This window comes from Corallococcus exercitus (assembly GCF_042231735.1).
Classification (GTDB): domain Bacteria; phylum Myxococcota; class Myxococcia; order Myxococcales; family Myxococcaceae; genus Corallococcus; species Corallococcus exercitus_B.
Genome location: NZ_CP102577.1, coordinates 1,378,630 through 1,400,357, shown reverse-complemented (window position 1 = coordinate 1,400,357; position 21,728 = coordinate 1,378,630). Strand labels below are relative to the sequence as shown.

At 73.0% G+C, this 21,728-nt stretch carries 18 protein-coding genes; 10 read left to right on the top strand and 8 right to left on the bottom strand.

Going from position 1 to position 21,728, the window contains the following annotated elements; all coding sequences use genetic code 11:
- From NR792_RS05190 to NR792_RS05180, 3 genes are all read left to right on the top strand, one after another.
- Entirely contained in the window at positions 1–1,458 is a 1,458-nt protein-coding gene (locus tag NR792_RS05190; protein ID WP_375758950.1) for a CHASE2 domain-containing protein, read from the top strand.
- Positions 1,459–1,590: 132 nt separating this feature from the next.
- Entirely contained in the window at positions 1,591–3,393 is a 1,803-nt protein-coding gene (locus tag NR792_RS05185) for a diguanylate cyclase domain-containing protein (protein ID WP_375758949.1), read from the top strand.
- Positions 3,394–3,619: 226 nt separating this feature from the next.
- Positions 3,620–4,651 (top strand): LLM class flavin-dependent oxidoreductase, encoded by a 1,032-nt coding sequence (locus tag NR792_RS05180; protein WP_375761571.1) that lies wholly within the window; start codon positions 3,620–3,622, stop codon positions 4,649–4,651.
- Here the strand turns inward: NR792_RS05180 and NR792_RS05175 are convergent.
- From NR792_RS05175 to NR792_RS05155, 5 genes are all read right to left on the bottom strand, one after another.
- Positions 4,602–5,123, bottom strand: a complete 522-nt coding sequence (locus tag NR792_RS05175) for a DUF6232 family protein (protein WP_375758948.1) — start codon at positions 5,121–5,123, stop codon at positions 4,602–4,604. The genes NR792_RS05180 and NR792_RS05175 overlap by 50 nt on opposite strands.
- Entirely contained in the window at positions 5,116–5,484 is a 369-nt protein-coding gene (locus NR792_RS05170) for a DNA-binding response regulator (protein ID WP_375758947.1), read from the bottom strand. Before NR792_RS05170 ends, NR792_RS05175 begins: the two co-directional genes overlap by 8 nt.
- Before the next feature lie 19 nt (positions 5,485–5,503).
- Positions 5,504–7,033 (bottom strand): sensor histidine kinase, encoded by a 1,530-nt coding sequence (locus NR792_RS05165; protein ID WP_375758946.1) that lies wholly within the window; start codon positions 7,031–7,033, stop codon positions 5,504–5,506.
- A gap of 106 nt (positions 7,034–7,139) precedes the next feature.
- Positions 7,140–8,504 carry a sigma-54-dependent transcriptional regulator gene (locus NR792_RS05160; RefSeq protein ID WP_375758945.1) on the bottom strand — a complete coding sequence of 455 codons (1,365 nt, stop codon included), beginning with the start codon at positions 8,502–8,504 and terminating at the stop codon, positions 7,140–7,142.
- Positions 8,482–10,614: a nitrogen regulation protein NR(II) gene (locus tag NR792_RS05155; protein WP_375758944.1), complete on the bottom strand. Its 2,133-nt coding sequence runs from the start codon at positions 10,612–10,614 to the stop codon at positions 8,482–8,484. Before NR792_RS05155 ends, NR792_RS05160 begins: the two co-directional genes overlap by 23 nt.
- A 200-nt stretch (positions 10,615–10,814) precedes the next feature.
- On the opposite strand from NR792_RS05155, the gene NR792_RS05150 reads away from it, so the two are divergent.
- The 7 genes from NR792_RS05150 to NR792_RS05120 all read left to right on the top strand — a co-directional run bounded on the left by NR792_RS05150 (position 10,815) and on the right by NR792_RS05120 (position 18,455).
- Positions 10,815–11,522, top strand: a complete 708-nt coding sequence (locus NR792_RS05150) for a TetR/AcrR family transcriptional regulator (RefSeq protein ID WP_375758943.1) — start codon at positions 10,815–10,817, stop codon at positions 11,520–11,522.
- Positions 11,519–12,319, top strand: a complete 801-nt coding sequence (locus NR792_RS05145; protein WP_375758942.1) for a CoA transferase subunit A — start codon at positions 11,519–11,521, stop codon at positions 12,317–12,319. Before NR792_RS05150 ends, NR792_RS05145 begins: the two co-directional genes overlap by 4 nt.
- A gap of 68 nt (positions 12,320–12,387) precedes the next feature.
- On the top strand, positions 12,388–13,134 hold the full coding sequence (locus NR792_RS05140) for a CoA-transferase subunit beta (RefSeq protein WP_375761570.1): 747 nt from the start codon (positions 12,388–12,390) through the stop codon (positions 13,132–13,134).
- Between the two features lie 45 nt (positions 13,135–13,179).
- Positions 13,180–14,217 carry a zinc-binding dehydrogenase gene (locus tag NR792_RS05135; protein WP_375758941.1) on the top strand — a complete coding sequence of 346 codons (1,038 nt, stop codon included), beginning with the start codon at positions 13,180–13,182 and terminating at the stop codon, positions 14,215–14,217.
- A 41-nt stretch (positions 14,218–14,258) separates the two neighbouring features.
- Positions 14,259–15,509 (top strand): hydroxymethylglutaryl-CoA synthase family protein, encoded by a 1,251-nt coding sequence (locus NR792_RS05130; RefSeq protein WP_171433544.1) that lies wholly within the window; start codon positions 14,259–14,261, stop codon positions 15,507–15,509.
- Positions 15,510–15,767: 258 nt separating this feature from the next.
- Entirely contained in the window at positions 15,768–17,006 is a 1,239-nt protein-coding gene (locus NR792_RS05125) for a ferritin-like domain-containing protein (RefSeq protein ID WP_375758940.1), read from the top strand.
- A 75-nt stretch (positions 17,007–17,081) separates the two neighbouring features.
- On the top strand, positions 17,082–18,455 hold the full coding sequence (locus NR792_RS05120) for a ferritin-like domain-containing protein (RefSeq protein ID WP_375758939.1): 1,374 nt from the start codon (positions 17,082–17,084) through the stop codon (positions 18,453–18,455).
- Between the two features lies 1 nt (position 18,456).
- On the opposite strand, the gene NR792_RS05115 is transcribed toward NR792_RS05120, so the two are convergent.
- Genes NR792_RS05115 through NR792_RS05105 form a run of 3 tightly spaced genes read right to left on the bottom strand, consistent with a single transcriptional unit; the run spans position 18,457 to position 21,709 of the window.
- Positions 18,457–19,152, bottom strand: coding sequence for a c-type cytochrome (locus NR792_RS05115; protein WP_375758938.1), 696 nt, complete (start codon positions 19,150–19,152; stop codon positions 18,457–18,459).
- Positions 19,149–20,417 carry a YncE family protein gene (locus NR792_RS05110; RefSeq protein ID WP_375758937.1) on the bottom strand — a complete coding sequence of 423 codons (1,269 nt, stop codon included), beginning with the start codon at positions 20,415–20,417 and terminating at the stop codon, positions 19,149–19,151. Before NR792_RS05110 ends, NR792_RS05115 begins: the two co-directional genes overlap by 4 nt.
- Entirely contained in the window at positions 20,414–21,709 is a 1,296-nt protein-coding gene (locus tag NR792_RS05105) for a WD40/YVTN/BNR-like repeat-containing protein (protein WP_375758936.1), read from the bottom strand. Before NR792_RS05105 ends, NR792_RS05110 begins: the two co-directional genes overlap by 4 nt.
- Between the last annotated feature and the right edge of the window lie 19 nt (positions 21,710–21,728).

Sequence of the window (21,728 nt, the reverse complement as noted above, 5' to 3'; positions counted from 1 at the left end):
ATGACGCTGCCTGCTCGCGGTCCCAGGTCCTCGCCGCTGTCCTCCCCCGCCCTGCTGCGGGGGCTGGGCGTGGCCGTGGGCCTGCTGCTCGCGGTGGGCTCGGCGGTGACGGGCGGCGCGCCGGGCCCGGGCGAGCGGGCCTTGTATGACTTCACGGTGAGCCGGCTCCTGCCGCCGCTTCCCCCCACCGCGGACCTGGTGCTGGTGGAGGTGGACGACCGTGCGCTCGCGGCGCTGGGCGAGCGCTGGCCGCTGTCGCGCGCCACCTGGGCGAAGGCCTTCCAGGCGCTGGCGGCGTACCGCCCCAACGCGGTGGTGGTGGACGTCCTCTTCGACGCGCCGGAGTCCCGCGACGCGCTGGACCTGGGCGAGGACGTGCTGGAGCGCCTGCGCACATCGGGGCTCGCGCGGACGCCCGCGGGCGCCTCGCTGGCCAGCGACCTGGAGGCGCGGCTGTACGCGCGGGATGGCGACGCGCGGCTCACGGAGGCCTTCTCCAGGCTGGGCACCGTCATCCTGGGCAGCATGGCGTTGACGGAGGACGATGGGGGCCTGCCCGCGCAGGGAGACCCGCTGACGCCGGTGCCCCTGGACGCGGGCCGGCTGCGCCTGGGCGCGAGGGGCCTGTCCACGAGCCTGGCCCCGCTGCGGCTGGCGGCCTGGGGCAGCGGGACGCTGAACGTGCTGCTGGACGCGGACGGCGTCATCCGGCGCCATCCCTACGCGGTGCGGGTGGACGGCAAGGCGTGGCCCTCGCTCGCGCTGGCGACGGCGCTGCGCCTGTGGCCGGAGCGCTCGGAGCCGCTCCTGCGCGTGGCGTCCCTCGACGACGGGGCGCCCCTGATGCGGCTGCCCACGGCGGACTGGCTGCCGCGCGTGAGCCTGGCGGACGTGCTGGCCGCGGGCCCGTCCTCCGTGGGGCTGGACCTGGCGCTGCGGGGGAAGACCGTGTTCGTGGGCGTCACCGCCACGGGGCTGCACGGCCAGAGCACCCTGCCCGGCCAGCTCGCGGTGCCGGGCGTGGAGATCCACGGCTTCGCGATGGACAACCTGCGCGCCGGCCGGGTGCTGCGGTCCACGGGCCCCGCGGCGCTCCTGGGCATCGTGGAGACGACGCTGGTACTGGGCCTGCTGGTGTGGCGCAGGGGCCGCGCACGGAGCCTGGGCGCGGTGGTGGGACAGGCGGCGCTGCTGCTCGTCGCGCACACGGCCTTCGTGGGCTGGCTGCTGGCGGACCCGGGCTGGGTCGTGCCGCTGCTTCCCGCCGTGGTGGGTGGGGTCCTCGTGACGCTGGCGGAGGCCGTGGTGCGCACCGGGGACCTGCAGCGGCAGAGCGGCGCCCTCAAGCGCCTGTTCGGCCGTTTCCCTCGGGAGGCCCCCGCTTCGTCGGACGGCACGCCAGGGGCGGGGGCAGGCCGCGAGGCTTCACGCTCCCGGCCGGGCGATCCCCGGCCCTGACCGGGCGCGGCGCAGCGCGTGGAGACCTCCAGGGTCATGCACCGCCGACCCTGGGGCGGACGGCCGCCCTCGGACAAAGGACCGGGCCGGGGTACGCGGGCGTGACAAGCGTGGCAGCATGACCGGACCGCCATGCCTCGCTACGCGCTCATCGCCGAACCGGATCGCCACCGCGCCGCGGCCCTGCTCGCGCTCGCGCAACAAGAGGGGCTGGAGGGCACGATCGCGCGGGATGGCGCGGAGGCCCAGGAGCTGGTGCGCCTGCGCGGTGCCCCCACGCTGCTGGTGATGGACCTGGTGCTGCCGAGGGTGGACGGGTTCGCGCTGCTCGCGTGGCTGCGCGGCCGCCCGGATGCGAGCGGCACCGCGGTGGTGGTGGTGACGGCGTTCGACGAGCTGCGCGTGCGCGCGTGGCAGCTCAAGGACGCGCTCGGCATCCACGCGCTGCTCAGCCGGCGCGCGGGGCCGGAGGCGATGCGCGAGGGCGTGCGGCGCGCGCTCGCGGGCCAGCTCGCGGGCAGCATGCTGATGGAGTCCAACGGCGACGAGGAGAAGCGCCGGCTCCAGCGCATCGAAGAGCTGGCGCTGGTGGACGCGGGGCCTCCCGACACGGAGCTGCAGGAGCTGGTCTCCGAGGTCGCGCAGGCCTTCGGTGTCCCCGTCGCGCTGCTGACGCTGGTGCTGGGAGATCGCCAGTGGTTCAAGGCGCACGTGGGGCTGCCCGCCGCGCTCGCCAGGGACCGCGGCACGCCGCGCGACTGGGCCTTCTGCCACCACGTGGTGCAGGGCCGCGAGGCCATGGTGGTGCCGGACGCCACGCGCCACCCGGTGTTCCGGGACAACCCGCTGGTGCGCGACGGCATCGTCGGCAGCTACGCGGGCGCGCCGCTCGTCACCTCCACGGGCGACGTGCTGGGCTCGCTGTGCGTCATCGACACGCGTCCGCTGATGTTGGGCCCGGAGGACCTGGCGGCGCTGCGTGAGCTGGCGAACCGCGTGGCGGAGAACCTGGAGCACACCACCGCGCACGGACGGCCGCGCCCCGTCGCGCCGCGCCTCCAGGGTGCGCCGCCGAAGCCGGTGCTCAGCGAGGCGGCGGCGCTGGCGCTCGTGCGCGAGGCCATGAGCGCCCTGGACGTGCCGGTGCTGGTGGTGGCCCCGGGCCGCAAGCCGTTCGCGGCCAACCCGGCGCTGGCGGAGCTGCTGGGGCTGCCGGAGGACCGGCTGTCGGGCATGTCCTTCGATTCGCTGTGCCAGCACGTCGCGAACCTGACCGCGGATCCGGGCGGCACGCTGCGGCAGCTGGACCTGGCGGCGGAGGGTTCGCGCGGGCTGCACCTGACGCTGTCGCTGGAGCGGCCCCGGCCGCGCGTGGTGCGCTGGGTGGCACGGCCCTTCCTGGTGCCCGGCGGCGTCGCGCAGCTGCTGTCGCTGATGGACCTGGGCATCGGCTCCGACCTGATGGGCAGTCGCGAGCGGCTGCTGCGCCAGGACGCGCTCACCGGGCTGGACACCCGGCGGGTGGGCGAGGAGCGGCTGGCCAAGGAGATTGGCCGCTGCCGCCGGGAAGGGCTGCCCATCAGCCTGGTGCTGGTGGACCTGGTGGAGCTGGGCACCCTCAACCGCACGCGCGGCTTCGACGCGGGCGACGGGGCGCTGCGGGAGCTGGCCCGGCGCACGGAGGCGCTCTGCCCCCCGCCGGGCTTCGCGGTGCGCTGGACGGGGGACACCTTCCTGCTCGCCCTGCCCGGGGCGGACGCGGTGGTCGCGGAGGCCGTGCGGCAGCAGCTCCACGAGGGGCCCGGCCCGCTCGGCTGCGTGTCCATCGCCGTGACGGTGCAGGGCGAGGAGGATCCGCACGGCACCCTGGTCCGCGCGCAGGCCGCGCTGGCCCGCGCGAAGCCGGAGCGCAAGACCGCCCCCCCGCTCGAGTGAGGCCGGCCCCGGGCACGGCCCCGGGCAAACCTGTCCGACAGTCGGACAGGTTTCGTGCTTCGGCCCCCAGCACGCCCGGGCACAAGCCCGGCTGATGGGTGGGATGGCCCCTGCCTGGCGGGTTGGAGGGCCCGGGCGCCCGGGCGGTGCGTCAATGCCGTGAAAACCCTGGAGGCCCTGGCTATCGAAGGGCTTTTCCGCCCCCATGGCGCGAGGGTCCCCCACGATGATCCCCTTCTCCGTCCTCGACCTGTCCCCCGTCATCTCCGGGGGCGACCCTGGCCTCGCCCTGCGCAACAGCCTGGACCTGGCCCGCCACGCGGAGAGCCTGGGCTACCAGCGCTTCTGGCTGGCCGAGCACCACAACATGACGGGCATCGCCAGCGCGGCCACGTCGGTGGTCATCGGGTACGTGGCGGGGGGCACGAAGAAGATCCGCGTGGGCGCGGGCGGCGTCATGCTGCCCAACCACGCGCCGCTCGTCATCGCGGAGCAGTTCGGCACGCTGGAGACGCTCTACCCTGGCCGCATCGACCTGGGCCTGGGCCGCGCGCCGGGGACGGATCAGCGCACCTCCGCCGCCCTGCGCCGGGGGCTGGGGGGCGCGGACAGCTTCCCGCAGGACGTGGTGGAGCTGCAGAACTACTTCAAGGACCCCACGCCGGGACAGGCCGTGCGCGCGGTGCCGGGCGCGGGCCTGCACGTGCCGCTGTGGCTCTTGGGCTCCAGCACCTACAGCGCGCAGCTGGCCGCGGCCCTGGGCCTGCCGTTCGCCTTCGCGTCGCACTTCGCGCCCGCGCAGATGATGAGCGCGCTGCACCTGTACCGCACGCAGTTCCGCCCGTCGGACGTGCTCCAGAAGCCGTACGCGATGATTGGCGTCAACGTCTTCGCCGCGGACACGGACAAGGAGGCCCAGCGCCTCTTCACGTCGCTGCTCCAGGCCTTCCTCAACCTGCGCCGGGGCCGGCCGGGCCCGCTGCTGCCGCCGGTGGACAGCCTGGACGGTCAGCTCAACGAGATGGAGCTGGCGGAGATCGAGCACATGCTGGCGTGCACCGTGGTGGGCTCACCGGACAGCGTGCGCGACGGGCTCCAGTCCCTCCTGGAGCAGACCGGGGTCGACGAGCTGATGATCACCGCGCAGATCTACGACCACGCCGCGCGGCTGCGCTCCTTCGAGATCGTCGCCCAGGTGCGCGAGCAGCTCACGGCCGGGGACACGCGGCCCGCACCGTCCCCGCAAGCCGCGCGATGAGCTGGGCGTCGTGGCTGCCGAAGACGCGGCGCGCGCCGCCCGGCAGCCCCAGCACCAGGTAGTGGGTGTCCTCCACCACGAGCAGCGCCACCATGGACGCGAAGAAGCCCAGGGCGGTGAGCACGAGCCCCGCCTCGTACGCCCCCCGGAGCGCCGTGACGCTGACGGACAGCCAGGACAACAGCGGCAGCCCCAGCGCCCCGCCCAGGCCCACCGCGAGCAGGTAGGGCCACACCTTCGGGGTGCGGCGCGCGGTCTCCACCTGGAGCACGTCGCGCAGCGCCCAGGCCTGCCCGCCCACGACGAGCCGGTCGCGGGTGACGCGGACCTGGCCGGCCTGGAAGAGCGAGGGCTCCCCCGCGTCCGACACCGGGGCCACCAGCGGCTCCGGCGCGGCCACCGGGCGGCGCTCCACTTCACGCAGGGGGACAACGGGGCGCAGCACGGTGACGACGGCCATCGGTTCACCCATGGGTGGTGGTCTCCAAGGAGGGAAAGTGCGAGCGCAAGAGGGCGCGAAGCTCATCGAGCGGACGGCCCAGCGCGAAACATGCCCGGGCCCCCTGACACAGGGCGCGCGACACCAGGCGCTCGTCCGCGAAGGGAAGCAGGACCACGACGGGCGCGGCGGCGGCGCAGGCCCGCGCGCGCGTCAGCACCGGGAGGATGGCCTCACCGCGCTCCACGTGCGCCAGCACCAGGTCCGGCCGGGCCGCGTCACCCGCGTCCAGGAACAGGGCGATGCCCAGGTCGCCCAGCACGTCCGCCAGCAGCGACGCCAGGGACTCATCCGCACCGAGCAGCAAGGCCCGGGTTGTGCGCAGGGACGCCACGGCCCCACGTCACAGCAAGCTACATGCCGGAACCACCGCCCCCCGGGGCCGGGGAGTGATCGCCAGTGGACCGTGGCATTCCGCCATCCTCCCGTGGCGGATTGCCACGCGGGGCCTGGTCCAGGGGGCTCGAGCCCGGAGCGTCGTGCGGCGGCGGGGGGGCGTCCCAGGCGGAGGAGCCCGCCCGGCGCAGCTCGAACCAGAACGTGCTCCCCTTCCCGCGCTCGGACGTGGCCCCGACCCGGCCCCCGTGCCCTTCCACCAGCTTCTTGACGGTCGCGAGCCCCAGCCCGAGCCCTTCGGCGATGGCGCTGCTCCCCTGGACGCGGAAGTACGGCTCGAACAGGGAGGGCAGGAGCTCCGGCGCGATTCCCGGGCCCGTGTCGCTGACGCTGGTGCGGATGACGGCCCCCTCGTCCTCCACGCGGAGGGTGACCCGCCGGGTCGTCGCATCGCCCATGTACTTGATGGCGTTGCGGATCAGGTTGCCGAGCAGGCTCAGATAGACGCCGGTGTTGCAAGCCACGAGGACCGGCGGAACGGGCTCGTGACGCAGCTGGATGCCGGCCTGCTCCGTCTCCGCCGCGAAGCCGCCCAGCAGGTCGGCGATGATCGCCCGGGGTTCGGCCCGGGCACCGGGATCCGGCCGGGCTCCGGAGCGGGCGAAGTCCAGGAGCGCGCCGGTGATGGCATCCGCCCGCGAGAGGCTCCGGATGACGCGCCGGAAGGGAGCGCGGACCGCTTCCTCCGGGGCCTTGCGCAAGCCGAGCTCGGCGGCCATCCGGGCCGATGACAGTGGGTTCCGGATGTCGTGCGCGACGCGGCCCGCGAACTGCTCCAGCTCCTCCGCTCGCGCTTCGACGAACTTCGTGTGCGCGTCCGCGAGCGCGCGGCGTCCTTGCAGCTCGCGATAGAGCAACCACGCCACGACCCCGGCCAGGATGCCGCACAGCGCGTGGAGGCTCGCGCTCAGCCACACGGCTTCGCGGCGCGCTTCACGGATGCGCTCCGCCAGCTCCCGGCCCCGGACCGCGTTCCATTCGATGGAGCGCGTGATGTCCTCCAGGAGGCGCCGTCCCGGCGGTTCGACATCCCTTTCGAACAGCGCCCCCTCCGCCCCCTCCCGCACGGATGCCGCGTCCGTGCGGGCCTGCTTGACCGCGGCTTCGAAGCGCAGCCAGGACTCCTGCACGTCCCGCCTCACTGCCTGCTCGCCCGGGAGAGCCGGCAGGGACAGGTACTGGCTGATGCCCGCCCTCGCTTCCGACAGGGCCGTCCCCAGCTCACCGTCCAGCTCCGCCCGGTGCGCCGGCTCATTGATGAACCGGGCGAGGACCAGCTCGGCCTCCAGCACGGCCCTGCGGACGAGCGCCAGGTGTTCGATGCTCGGCGCCGAGTTGTGGATGATGTCCGCGGAGAGGTCGCTGATGGCCATGGACGACCGCTGGACGATCAGGCTGGTCGCGAAGAAGCTGCCCACGACGGCGGCGAAGGCGAGGAAGAGCAGCTTCCACGACACGTCGGTCCCGGCTGGGCGAGGCGTGGGCATGTCCATTCCATGGGCCGCCGCTGCCCGCACGGCAACCCCGCGAATGCCGCCCCGCGGACGTGCGTCCGGCCGCCCGGGTGTCACCCCGCGCGAGGAGAAAGCCCGCTCACCGCTCCCGCTCGCGACGATGGATGGTGGACACATCAATGCCCAGGAGCTCCGCGGCGCGGGTCTTGTTCCCGCCGCAGTGCTGGACCATCCAGTGGATGTACTCCCCCTCCAGCTTGCGCAGGGTCCACACGCCCTCCCGGGCCTGGGCGAGCGGGTCCGCCGCCTCCACCGGGGGCACCGGCGCGTGGGGCCGCAGGTCCTCCAGCGTCACCGTCTCCCGGGGGACGAGCACCACCAGCCGCTCCACCAGGTTCTCCAGCTCGCGCACGTTGCCCGGCCAGGGCATGGCGCCCAGCGCGGCCACCACCTCCGGTGACAACGACGTCACGCGTGAGCGCGGGTTGCGCGCCCGGGAGCGGGCGGTGAAGTGCTCCACCAGCTGCGGGATGTCCTCGCGGCGCTCCTTCAGCGAAGGCACCCGCAGCGTCACGACGTTGAGCCGGTAGAAGAGGTCCGCGCGGAATTTCCCCTCCCGCACGCGCGCTTCCAGGTCCTGGTGCGTCGCCGCCACCACGCGCACGTCCACGGTGCGGCTCGCGTCCGAGCCCACCGCGCGCACCTCGCCGTCCTCCAGCACGCGCAACAGCCGCGCCTGGAGCTCCGTGGGCATGTCGCCAATCTCATCCAGGAACAGCGTGCCGCCGTGCGCCTCCACGAACAGGCCGCGCCGCACGGACGTCGCTCCGGTGAAGGCGCCCTTCACGTGGCCGAACAGCTCGCTCTCCAGCAGCGGCCCCGGCAGCGCGGTGCAGTTGACGGCCACGAACGGGCCTGCCGCGCGCGGGCCCTCGAAGTGCAGCGCGCGGGCCACCAGCTCCTTGCCGCTGCCGCTCTCGCCCCGCAGCAGCACCGGGGCCGCCGCGTGCGCCACCCGGTCGATGAGCTCGTACAGGCCGCGCATGGTCGCGCTCCGGCCCACCAGCGCGCCCAGCCCCGAGCGCTCCTGCGACTTCAGCGCCCGGTGCTCCGCGCGCAGCCGGCGGTCCTCCAGCGCGCGGCCCAGGTACAGCCGCACCTCGTCCAGGCGGAAGGGCTTGGTGAAGTAGTGGTAGGCGCCTCGGCGCATCGCCTCCACCGCGCTCTCCACGCCGCCGAAGGCCGTCATCAGCAGCACGGGCAGCTCCGGGTCCACCTGGCGGGCGGCGTCCAGCACGTCCAGCCCGTCCACCTTCTCCATGCGCAGGTCCGTCAGTACCGCGTCGTACACGCGCGAGCGGATGAGGCTCAGCGCCTCCTGGCCGCCCGTGGCCAGGTCCACCGTCCAGCCCGCGTCGGCCAGCGGCTCCTGGAGCATGCGCCCCATCTCCACGTGGTCGTCCACCACGAGGATGCGTGCGTCAGACGGCAAGTCGCTCGGCATGGCGTTCCTCTGGGACAGGGCGGGCCACCGGCCACAGCACGGTGACGCGGGTGCCCTGTCCCGGCGTGCTCTCCAGCTCCACCCGGCCGCCGTGGTTGCGCACGACGTGGGCCACCATCGTCAGCCCCAGCCCCGTGCCCTGGCCGCGCTTCTTCGTCGTGAAGAACGGGTCGAACACCTGGTTGAGGCGCTCCTTCGGAATCCCGCACCCGTCGTCGCGCACGGTGAGCGCGACCAGGCCCCAGGTCCCCTCCTCCGGCCCCACCAGCGCGGAAGCCGAGACCTCCACCTTCCCGCCCTCGCTGCACGCGTCGCACGCGTTGAGCGTGAGGTTGATCAGCACCTGCTGGAGCTGATCCGCGTCCGCCGCCAGCGCGGGCACCGACTCCGGCACGTCCACGCTCAGGCCCACCCGCCGCCGCTCCGCCTCCACCTGGAGCAGCTCATGCACGCTCTTCACGAGCGGCCCCAGCGCCACCGGCCGCACCATCGCGGGCTGCAGGCGCGAGAAGTCCAGCAGCTGGCGCAGCGTGCGGCTCACCCGGTCGATCTGCTCGACGATGACGCCCAGCCCCGGCCCCTGCGGGTGCGAGGGTCCCAGCTTCCCCTGCACGTACTCCGCCCGGCCGCGCACCACGCCCAGCGGCGTGCCGATTTCATGCGCGATGCCCGCCGCCAGCACGCCCACCGTGGCCAGCTTCTCCGCGCGCAAGAGCTGCGTCTCCAGCGCGCGCACGTCGCTCAGGTCCTCCACCACCAGCAACGCGCGCGCCTCCTCCTTCGGGTCCTCCGCCGTGAGCGGCACCGCGTGCAGGTTGTACGTGCCCTCCTCGCCAAAGAGCGCCAGCGGCTCCCCCAGCAGGCTCAGCGGCCGGTCCTCCTGCTGCGCGGACGCCACCAGCGCCGACAGCCGCTCCACCACCGGCGCCGGCGCCCCGGGGAACGCCGCCGTCAGCGGGGCTCCCGTCACGTTGCCGGGCACGCGCGAGCGCAGCGCCTGGTTGACGGCGCTGATCCGCCCGTCCGCCGTGAGCGCGAGGACACCCGTGGGGATGTGGTCCAGGATCTTCCGCGTCCGGTCATGCAGCGCGGCGAGCTGGGCCGCGTGCCGGCGGCTCTCCCGGAGCGCCACCGCGCGACGGCGCGCCAGCACCACGTACACCGCGAAGGCCACCAGGAAGAACGCCACCAGCGCGCCCGCGCCCAAGAGCCGCACCACCAGCGACTGCTCGTGTGAACGCAGCGCCGCGGTGGACACCAGCGTCGCCACCGCCCAGTGGCTGCCGCCGCGCATGCGGATGGGCGTGTAGACGGCCACCACCTCCGCGCGCCCCAGCCCCAGCCGCTCCGCCTCCTGTTCGGACAGGGGCAGCATGCCGCGCGCGCCGGCCTTCAGCCGCGACACGAGGAACGCGAAGCCCGGCACGCCGGAGTCCTTCTGGCTCGCGCGGCGGAACCACTCCGCCAGGCCCGGGTCGCTCGCGGGCGTGGGCTGGCCGTGCGTGCCCACGAGCAACAGCCGCGCCTCCAGGTCCGACGTGACGATGCGCAGCGGCGCGAAGAAGGACTCCGTGTCCACCAGCACCGCCACCGCGCCCTGGGGCTTGCCGTCCGTCGCGGGCAGCGCCGTGGCCAGGATGCGCAGCCAGCCGCCGTTGGCCGCGTCCAGGATGGGCGACGTGGTGAGGTCCCCCGGCGGACGCAGCAACGCGCGGCGCGCCGTGCCCGCCATCTCCGCCACCAGCCCCTCGCGCGACACCTGCGCGTCCGGCTTGCGGTCCAACAGCAGCAGCCGCTCCGCGCCCTCGCCGTCGTACGCCGCGATGGCCTTGTACTGGCCCACCGCCTCCAGGAGCGCGCGCAGCTCCCGCCGGTGCTCCGGCAGGCTCCCCGGCTGGGACATCAGCTCCCCGGCGAAGCGCAGGTTCCTGCCCACCTCCTCCAGCGAGTCCGTGACGCCGCCCACGGCCTCGTCCAGCTGCTTCTGCCGGTCCCCCGCGAACTGCTCCACCAGGGCGGTCCGGCTGCGCTTCACGAGCGTCCAGACCCCCACCCCGACGCTCGCCAGCGCGGCGCACAGCAGGAGGATGGGCAGGAGCGTGGACCGCATGGGTGACCCGCAACCTAACCCGTTGGGTGGGCCCAAGTCCTTGTTTCCAAAAGCTTTTGTCCCACCCGTCCCCCGGTGCTTGCCCATTGACGGACCGCGTCGGGCAGTGCTACCTACCGGTCGGTAGGCGAAGTGACCTACCGGTCGGTAGGTGGTTTCGAGCCCGGCAGGAGCAGGCAGGCCGGAGAGGGAAGGCACGCATGACACCCACGGGGCGCAAACCGGACGAGGGCGAGCGGTACCGGACCATCCTGGAGACGGCGGCGCGGCTCATCTGCGAGCGCGGCTACGAGGGCACGTCGATGCAGGAGATCGCCGCCGCGTGCCGGATGACCAAGGCGGGGCTCTACCACCACATCCAGAACAAGGAGCAGCTGCTCTTCGCCATCATGAACTACGGCATGGACGTGTTCGAGGAGCAGGTCCTCGCGCCCGTGCAGGACGTGGCGGATCCGGTGGAGCGGCTGCGCCAGTGCATGCGGCACAACATCCACCTGGTGACGAGCGGCCGCAGCAAGGAGGTCATCATCATCCTCCACGAGCACGCCACGCTCACCGGTGAGGCGCGCGAGTACATCGACCGGCGCAAGAAGCGCTACGTGCGCTTCCTGGAGGACGCGTTCGCGGAGGCCAACCGCCTGGGCCGCCTGCGCGGCGTGGTGGACCCCACCGTCGCGGCCTTCTCGTTCCTGGGGATGATCCTCTGGGTCTACAAGTGGTTCAAGCCGGACGGGCGCCTCTCCGAGGAGCAGATCGCCGACGGCATGGTGGAGCTGCTCTTCCCTGGCGCGGGGGTGGGTGCCTCCGCCCCGGTGCCTTCCACGGACGACAAGGACGCGCCCGCGCTCCGCATGGTGCCGCGCGCCGCTTCCGGTTCCAGCTCCGGTTCTGGAGGAGAGCCCCAGTGAACCGCGCCCGGTGGAGTTCCCTGTCGGAGGCGGTGGCCTCCATCCCGGACGGCGCGTCGCTCGCGGCCGGCGGGTTCATGCTGGGCCGCGCGCCCATGGCGCTGGTGCTGGAGCTGGTGGCGCAGGAGAAGCGCGACCTGCAGCTCATCTCCCTGCCCAACCCGCTGCCCGCGGAGTTCCTCGTGGCGGGCGGGTGCCTCAAGCGCGTGGAGCTGCCCTTCGGCGCGCTGGTGCTGGAGAACCGCGTGCGTCCCCTGCCCTGCCTCAAGCGGGCCATCGAGGCGGGCGGGATTGAATGGCGTGAGCACGACGGCTACCGCGTGGTGCAGCGGCTGCGCGCGGCGTCCATGGGGCTGCCCTTCATCCCCGCGCCGGACGCGGACGTGTCGGAGCTGGCGGAGGTGGACGCGCCGCGCACGGTGGAGGATCCCTTCACGGGCCGCCGCGTGCCAGTGGAGCCCGCCTACTACCCGGACGTGGCGCTCATTCACGCGCGGGCGGCGGACGACAAGGGCAACCTCTTCATCGAGGACCCCACCACGGACCTGCTCGTCGCGGGCGCGGCGAAGCGCATCATCGCCACCGTGGAGGAGCGCGTGCCGAAGCTGTCTCGCGTGACCATCCCGGCCTTCCAGGTGGAGCGCGTGGTGCTCGCCCCCGGCGGCGCGCTGCCCACGGGGTGCCTGGGCAAGTACCCGCATGACGACGCGATGTTGTCCGCCTACCTGGCCGCGGCGGAAGCGGGTGACGCGAAGGGCTTCCTCATGTCGCTGCGCGAGACGCGGAGCGCGGCATGACGGCGGCGACGATGAACGCGACGCCCGCGGAGACGGTGCTGCCGCGGCTGGCGGGAGAGGAGCGCGGCATGACGGCGACGACGGTGGACGCGACGCCCGCGGAGACGGTGGTGTCGCTGCTGGCGCGGGAGATTGAGGACGGCTCGGTGGTGGCCACGGGTGTAGCGTCGCCGCTGGTCATCCTGGCCATCGCGGTGGCCAGGGCCACGCATGCGCCGGGGCTGACGTACCTGGCGTGCGTGGGCTCCTTGGACCCCGCGCTGCCGGAGCTGTACCCGTCGTCGGAGGACCTGCGCTACCTGGACGGCCGCTCCGCGGAGGTGAGCATCGCGGACCTCTTCGACCACGCGCGGCGCGGCCGGGTGGACACGGTGTTCTTCGGCGCGGCGGAGGTCGACCCCGCGGGCCGCACCAACATGACGGCGTCCGGCAGCCTGGAGAAGCCTCGCGCCAAGTTCCCCGGCGTCGCGGGCGCGGCCACGCTGCGCCAGTGGGTGAAGAACCCCGTGCTGCTGGTGCCCCGGCAGTCGCGCCGCAACCTCGTCCCGCAGGTGCAGGTGGCGACGACGCGCGACCCCAGCCGTCCGGTGCGGCTCATCTCCGACCTGGGTACGTATGAGCTGGGCGGCCCCCGTGGCGCGCGGCTCCTGTCGCGGCACCCCTGGGCGACGGTGGACGGCATCGCCGAGCGCACCGGCTTCGCGTTCGCGGTGCCGGACACCCTGCCCGTCACCTCTCTGCCGGACGCGCGCACGGTGGCGGCCATCCGCGCGCTGGACCCCCGCAACCTGCGCGACGCGCTCGTCGGCGGCTGAAGCCCTTCTCCCCCACTTTTTCGCAGCACGGAAATGAGGCACCGCATGGAAGCTGTCGTTCTTCGCCAGTTCGGGAGTGCAGAGAACCTGCGTCTGGAGACCGTGCCGGTTCCCCGGCCGGGCAAGGGCGAGGTGCTGCTGAAGGTCCACGCGTGCGGCGTCTGCTACCACGACGTCATCAACCGCCGCGGCAACCTGCCCCGCACGCACGTGCCCGCCATCCTGGGCCACGAGGCCGCGGGCGAGGTGGTGGAAGTCGGTCCGGACACGGTGGGCTGGAAGGTGGGCGACCGCGCCGCGACGCTCCAGCGCATGTCCTGCGGCGAGTGCGCGCTGTGCCTCTCCGGCCGCAACAGCCTGTGCAAGACGGACAACCGCTTCTTCGGCGAGGAGCTCCAGGGCGGCTACGCGCAGTTCATGGTGGCCCCGGTGCGCGGCCTGGGCCGCGTGCCGTCCGACCTGCCCTGGGCGGTGGCCGCGACGGTGTGCTGCACGCTGGGCACCGCGGTCCACACGCTGCGCACGCGGGCGAAGGTGAAGCCCGGTGAGACGGTGCTCATTACCGGCGCCAGCGGCGGCGTGGGCCTGGCCGCCGTGCAGCTGGCCAAGGCGGACGGCGCGCGCGTCATCGCCATCACCTCCGGCGAGGCGAAGGTGGCGGCGCTGAAGGAGGCGGGAGCGGACGAGGTGATTGTCTCGCGCGGCCTGGACTTCGGCTCGGAGGCGCGCAAGCGCACGCAGGGCCAGGGCGTGGACGTGGCGGTGGAGATCGTCGGCAGCGCCACCTTCGACCAGACGCTCAAGGCCATGGCGCCCGGTGGGCGCGTGGTGGTGGTGGGCAACCTGGAGTCGGGGGTGGTGAACCTCAACCCGGGCCTGGTCATCGTGAAGGAGCTGGAGATTCTGGGCGCGTACGCGACGACGCGCGAGGAGCTGGACGAGTCGCTGCGGTTGACGGCCAAGGGCCTCATCCGCCCCTTCGTGTCGGAAGAGGTGGCGCTCGCGGACGCGGGCCGTGCGCACTTCCGGCTGGAGAACCGGGAAGTGGCGGGCCGGCTGGTGCTGGTGCCGCCGGCGGCGTGAGGCCTTTTGGATTCGCGACCTTTTGACTTGAGGAGCTCCCCATGAAGAAGCGGGTTGGAATCGAAGCGCTGGCGGTGGCGGTCCCCCGGCGGTACGTGGACATCGAGGACCTGGCGCGGGCGCGCGGCGTGGACCCGGCGAAGTTCACCGCGGGCCTGGGCGCGAAGGAGATGGCGGTCAACGACCCGGGCGAGGACTCCGTGTCGCTGGCGGCCACGGCGGCCGCGCGGCTCATCCAGCAGCAGGGCGTGGACACCTCCAAGCTGGGCATGCTGGTGGTGGGCACCGAGACGGGCGTGGACCACTCGAAGCCCATCGCGTCACACGTGCACGGCCTCTTGAAGCTGCCGCGCGCCATGCGCACGTTCGACTCGCAGCACGCGTGCTACGGCGGCACGGCGGGCCTGATGGCGGCGGCGGAGTGGATCGCCTCCGGCGCCGGGGCGGGCCGCTCCGCGCTGGTGGTGTGCACGGACATCGCGCGCTACGGCCTGAAGACGGCGGGCGAGCCCACCCAGGGCGGCGGCGCGGTGGCGCTGCTGGTGTCGGAGACGCCGGACCTGCTGGCGCTGGACGTGGGGCTCAATGGCGTGAGCACCGCGGACGTGTACGACTTCTGGCGGCCGGTGGGCCGGCGCGAGGCGCTGGTGGACGGGCACTACTCCATCACCTGCTACCTGGACGCCATGGCGGGCGCGTACCGGGGCTGGCGCGAGCGCGCCATGGAGCAGGGGCTGGTGCGGTGGGACTCGAAGCTGCCCAGCGAGCAGCTCTCGCGCATCCTGTACCACGTGCCCTTCTGCAAGATGGCGCGCAAGGCGCACGCGCAGGTGCGGCTGTGCGACCTGGAGGACTCCGGCAGCGGGCCGGCCACGCCGGAAGCGCGCGACGAGGCGGCGAAGTCGCAGGCCAGCTACGACGCGCAGGTGGCGAAGTCGCTGGGGCTGAACGCGCGGGTGGGCAACGTCTACACGGCGTCGCTGTACCTGGCGCTCGCGGGCCAACTGCATGCGGAGGGCGCGGCGCTGGCGGGCCAGCGGATGGGCCTCTTGTCCTACGGCAGCGGTTCCTGCGCGGAGTTCTTCTCCGGCATCGTGGGTGAGAAGGCGGCGGAGCGCATGGCCCGCGCGGACCTGGACACGGTGCTGGCGAAGCGCGAGCGCGTGTCGGTGGAGGAGTACGAGCGGCTGATGAACCTGCCCTACGACGCGCCGGAGGCGATTGCCCCGGAGCCGGGCACGTTCCGGCTGGCGGAGATCCACGAGTTCCGCCGCAAGTACGCGGGCGCGTAGGACCGCGTCCCTTCCACGGTCGTACCCACGGGCGATGCGCGCTGGAAGGCGTGCATCGCCCGTTCGCGTTTCGTGTGTCGCGGCTGGTAGCGTCGGTGGCTCAAGCCCTTCTTCCGGGAGTCATGCATGAGTGCGCACCGGCTTCGTCGCTTGTTCTCGCGGGCCCTGACGGCCTCGCTGGCCACCCCCTTGCTGCTCTCGGGATGTCAGAGCGAATCCGCCTCGAAGCCCACCGCGCCTGATTCAAGGCAGACCGTGATGGCCCCGGAGCCGGTGGCGATCGAGTGCACGCAAGGGGTTCCCGCGCCCGGCAAGTTGACGACCTCTCCCGCGCCGGACCTCGTCGAGGTGCGACGCATCTCGTATCCCTTCGGTGGACCGGAGGGCCCCATCGTGGGGAAGCGGCAGGCCGCGGCCGGGATTGCCTGTCAAAGCGCCACGAACAAGGACGCCTGTCTGAACGCCCTGGAGCACCTGGCCGTGCGAAGCGGCTTCCATGAGCAATGCATCCAGTGGTGCGGCGCGTACTACCTCGCGGTGACACGCGGAGACGAGGTCGCCGCCATCGACTCGTTGCAGTCCCTCCGCGCGCTGCTGGGCTCCATCGACACCGCGCAGGAGGCCGCGCTCATGGCCTTCGCCTCCGGCCTCAACCCGTGCGCCCGGGAACCGCGGCAGCTCTCGGATGGCGCGACAGCCAGGCCCGAGGGCGGCTTCACCCTCAGCGCATTCTCGGGCAGTGGCTGCCGCGAGGACGTTCTGCGGCACACGCTGCGGGTTTCGGTCAGCGGTGAAGTGGCCGAGGTGAGTCGCGAGGTCGCGCAGAAGGCAACCCAGGATTGTCCCGTCGTCGGAAGGCGGCCCGCGGGACTCCTCGTAGTGGAGAGCGGCGCTGGCGATGACGCCCGTGGCCGCTACTTCGCGGACGTCGCCCGCCTGGAGGCCGCCTCCATCCAGGCCTTCTTGCGGCTGCGCGAGGAGCTGGCCCTGCATGGCGCGGACGAGGCGTTGCAGGACGCGGCGCTCGCCAGCGCGGTGGATGAGGTGCTGCATGCCGACGTCACCGGTCGGCTCGCCCGCCGCTTTGGCGCGGTCCCTCCCCTGCCCTCTGTCGCCGACGTGCCGCCGCGGGCCTTGCTCGAGGTGCTGCTCGACAACGCCGTGGAGGGCTGCGTGCGGGAGACGTTCGGCGCTTTGGTGGCCCACCATCAGGCGCTGCACGCGAAGGACCCAGAGATCCGCGAGGCCATGGCGCGCATCGCCGAGGATGAGACCCGGCACGCGGGCCTGTCCTGGGACATCGACGCGTGGGCCGCGTCGAAGCTGTCCCCTGCGGAGCGGGACTCCCTCCGGGAGGCCCGGCGTCAAGCGCTGGCCGTGCTGCGCGCGGAGGTGGCCGTGCCGCTCGATGCACAGCTCACGTCCGATGCAGGCCTGCCTTCACCTGCGGTGGGACTGGCACTGCTGGACTCGCTGGAGCAGGAACTCTGGGCCTGATGTCCCACGCGTCCGGGGTCGCGTGTCCAAGGGAGGGGCGGGCCTGGGGCCCGCGCCTTGCCTTCGAGGGAATCAATGAACGTGGACCGGCTGCGGTTTCTCTTCTCCCGCGCGCTGCGCACCTCCCTGGCCACACCGCTGCTCATCGCGGGATGTGGAAGGGAGCCCGTCGTCGTGGAGCCCCCACCGACGAAGCCGGAGCCTGTCGACCTGAGCCAGCACTCGGACGTCGAGTGCGTGAACGGCGCCCCCGCCATCAGCGACCTGTCCATCGAGCCGCCGCCTGACTCGGTCCAGCTCCGTGCCATCTACCTGAGGACTCCGCCGTTCGGTCTTCCCGCACTGCGCGTCCGGACCTCGGAGGGAGAAGCCTGCGCGACGGCCACCGACCCGCAGGACTGTCAGGCGCGGCTCGACACGCTGGAGATCCAGCAGGGCTTTCCGCGGACCTGCGCCATCGCCGAGGGCTGCGCTGAAGACTTCGTGGCCATGACCCGAGGGGACGAGGTGGCGGCCTTCACGAACGCGGAGTCCGTCAGGGCGCTCCTCGGCCGCATCGACACCCCGCAGGAGGCGGCGCTCCTGGCCTTCGCCGCGGGCTATTCGCTGTGCGAGTGGACCGGCGACAGGCACGGCAAGGTACGGGCCTTCCCGGATGGGACGTTCAGCGTCGTCGGCACCCAGGGGTATGCCTGTGGCGAGGGCACACAGCTGACGCAGCACGTGCTGGGCATCACGGCCACGGGTGAGCTCACCGAGCAGCAGCGCGTCGTCCTCGAGGAGGGCTCACCCCTCTGCGCCATCGGCCGGAGGCCTGTAGGGCTCCAGGATGCGCGCGCGGGTGGCTGCGAGGACGCACGGGGCCGTTACTTCGCGGACTCGGCCCGGCTGGAGGCCGCGTCCATCCACGCCTTCCTGCGCCTGCGCGAGGAGCTGGCCCTGCACGGCGCGAGCCCTGAGCTGCAGGACGCGGCGCTCACCAGCGCGGCGGAAGAGGTGCGGCACACCGGCGTCACCGCCCGCCTCGCCCTTCGCTTCGGCGCCACGCCCTTGCCTCCCGCCGTCACGGACCTGCCGCTGCGTCCGCTGGACGAGGTGCTGCTCGACAACACCGTGGAGGGCTGCGTGCGGGAAACCTATGGCGCGCTCGTGGCGCACCATCAGGCACTGCATGCGAAGGACCCGGAGATCCGCGAGGCCATGGTGCGCATCGCGGAGGACGAGACCCGGCACGCGGGCCTGTCGTGGGACATCGACGCGTGGGCCACACCCCACCTGTCCGCCGAACAGCGCGCCTCCCTTCAAGAGGCCCGGCGGCAGGCCATCGCGGTGCTGCGCGCGGAGGTGGCCGTGCCGCTCGACGCGGAGCTGACCGCCGACGCCGGACTGCCCTCTCCGGAGGTCGCGGCGGCCCTGCTCGACTCGCTCGAGCAGGCGATCTGGGCCTGAGTCACAACCCCAGGAAGGTGAGCACCGCCGCCAGGTCCTCGTCCGACAGGGCCTCGCGGCTGTAGAGCGGCATGGTGCCGCCGACGGCGAAGAAGCTGCCGTGGCGCAGCTTCTCGATGACCACCAGCCGCCGGGGAATGCCGGGGAAGAGCGCGTCGTAGTCGTCCGTCACCTCCGGCAACACCGACGCGAACGACGTCAGCCGTCCCTCCCCGGTGTGCGTGGCCCCATGGCACGTCTGGCAGGCGGCGCGGTACACGGCGCCTCCCCGTCCGGCGTCACCGGGCGGCACGTCCTGGATGTCCTTCACCACCGTGAAGGGCAGCGCTGGCGCGTCCGTGTCCGGGCTGATCCGCACCAGGTACTCGTACAGGGCCCGCGCCTTGGGGTCCTCCCGCGTGAGGGGGGACACGCCGCGCATGAAGTTCAGGTAGCAGAAGTTCACCGCGCTCAGCAGGTCCGTCTCGTAGCCGCCCCACCACGACTCGCGGAACGCCACGTCCGCCAGCGGGTAGCCCGCGAGCATGCGGTCCGCGTCAGGCGTCGCGCTCGTCGCGTGGCAGGTCGCGCAGGAGAAGCTGTTGAACTGGCTGTCCGACAGCCGGGCATCGTGGAACAGCTCCTCACCGAACTCCGCCGCGGGCGTCGCGCCGCCACAGCCCGCCAGCAGCGCGCCCAGCAAACAGAGCCACCTCATGGCCGGCTCCGCAGCAGCGCCACCGAGTCCGGGAAGAGCCCCACCTGGACCGTCTTCACCACCCGCCGCTCCTCCAGCGACACGACGTGGAGCGTGCCCGGCGCCACATGGTCTCCCTCACAGACCGCGAGCGCGTAACGCTCGTCCGGCGTCAGCATCAGCTGGTGCACGTTGAGGCAGCCGCTGGGCGCCAGCTCAATCTCTCCAGGCACCGCTTCCGGATGGTCCGGATCGATGACGGCGATGGAGTCCACCGACTGATATGGCATGTAGAGCGTGCGCCCGTCGGACGTGAAGACGCCGAACATCGGCGCGCCCGGCAGCCACACCGTGCGCTGGGGGTCCATGGTGAGCGTCACGGGGTCCAGGTACTGCACCGCGCGGCTCGCGAGCGAGCTGACCCACACCGCGCCCGTCGTGGGCGACACCGTGAGCGCATAGGGCTGGTGGAGGGGCCGCACGGCCGTGCCGGCGGTGTCCGCCACCTTCACGCGGCGCACCGGGTGGTCCGCCCCCTCCAGGTCAACGATGGCCACCTCGTCGGACCAACAGGCGACGTAGGCGCGGCGTCCGTCCAGCGAAAGGCGTACGGCGTGAGGCGCGGGACAGACGGGGACCATCGCCGTGCGCGTCATCGTCCGCGCGTCGAGGATGGCCATCCTTGAATCCATCTCCGCTTCCGTGCCTCCGCGCCTCGCCACCTCCGCGATCTTCAAGAGGTCGAAGTGCGTCTGGTAGAGCGTCTGCCCATCCGCGCTGAGGAAGACGTCACCCGGGTTGGGATCCACGCGCACCGACCCCACGACGGCGTGGGTGGCCGCGTCCAGCTTGAGGCAGTAGCCGTCCGCCTTCCCCGAGCCATGCGTCCCGTGCGGTCCAGAGCCAGAGCCCGGCACGTAGTTGGAGATGCCCACGTAATAGAAGTCGTTGTCCGGCGAGACGGCCGTGTGGTGCGGTCCCTCCAGCTCCACCGGGTTGAGCCCCACCGGGACGCGCGCCAGCTCTCCCCAGGTGGGCGACTCCATCCCGTCCAGGTCCAGCAGGCTGAGGGTGTCCTCCAGGTTGTTGGTGATGATCAGCCGCCCCGCAGGCCCCACGGGCGGCAGCGGCGCGGACACCGGCCACGGCGCTTCGACGCCGTACTCCAGCTCCGGCACCTCGAGCGGCCCCGTGTCCGTCTCCCCACAGGCTCCGAGCACCCCCACTGTCAGCAGCCAGGCCCACGCCCTGAGGGCCCGCTGCGTGCGAAGCAGGACGGTCGTCATGACCTCTGGCTCCGCGCCGGCGCCCCCCGCCGGGACCGGCGCGTCCACGCCGTCGCGAGCACCAGGAGCGCGCCCGGCACCAGCCCCGGCGCCGCCGTGCAGCCATCCGAGGCCGGAGGCGCCACGGGCGGCTCGGAGGGGCCGGCGTCCTGCGTGGGCCCCACTCCGCCGTCCGGACCCGCGCCGTAGAGCTGCGCCAGCTGAGGCCACAGGGCCGGACACCGCTGCTGCACGGGCGTCGAGGCGGGACACAGGTGCGCGCCCTGCACGTCGCCCAGCTTGAACATGGGCTCCCAGGTCGTGCCCTCGTCCGCGCTCTTCGCCAGCGCCCAGCCGCCCGTCCAGCCCGGGCCGCAGCCATAGAGCGTCCCGTTCCGCTTCAGCGCGCAGGCGTTCCCGTTGGGCTCCGCCAGCTCCGTGAAGGGTCCGTCATCCTGGCCCCGGAACATGCGGGTCGTCGTGGAGACCCAGACCGTGCGCCCGTCCGGGGACGCCTCCACGCTGGCGATGCGCTCGTAGGTGTCCATCACCGGCGTCAGCGTGACGCCGCCGTCCGTGCTCTTGAGCAGCGCGTCGCGCCCCTGCGCGGAGACCTTCGCCCACAGCACGTCCGGCGAGGCGTCGCTCACACGCAGCAGCACCAGGTCATACGGAAGCTTGAGCCCGGGGAGCGGCTGGGGCAGCCGCGTCCAGGCGCGCCCACCGTCGTCGCTGCGCGCGAGGAACTGTCCTTCCGCGTCCTGGCCCGACGCGTAGATGCGCAGCGGCTCCGACGCGGCCACGCGGATGGCGGAGTACTGGGAGCCCGGCGTCGGCGCCAGCGCCTGCACCCACGACTCGCCGCCGTCCTCGGAGCGGTACAGCCCGTTGCTCAGGGACGGCCGCCCCGTGCTGACGTACAGCAGCCGCTCGTCCACCGGGTGCACCGCGAGGCTCGTGACCCACGTGTCCTTGAAATATCCGTGCGCCGTCCAGGTGCAGCCGCTGTCGTCGGAGCGCACCAGCGCGCTGCCCGTGGCGGCCAGGATGGCCCCACCAGACAGCCAGAAGTAGCGCTCCGGACGCCAGATGGCGATGCCCATGCCCTCCGGGCAGATCCACCGCCACGTCGTGCCCTGGTCGCGGGAGATGAGCGCGCCCGAGGCGTCGCCCATGATCCAATCGTCCTCGTGCCCGCGGCGCACGCTGAGGCTGCTCGCCTCGTCGGGCATGCCCCAGTGCGCACTGGCCGGAGCCGCCCACAGGGACAGGAGCAGCGGCAGCCTCCAGGACAGGAGGACGGATGTCTTCATCACGGTGTGGCTCCGGCGC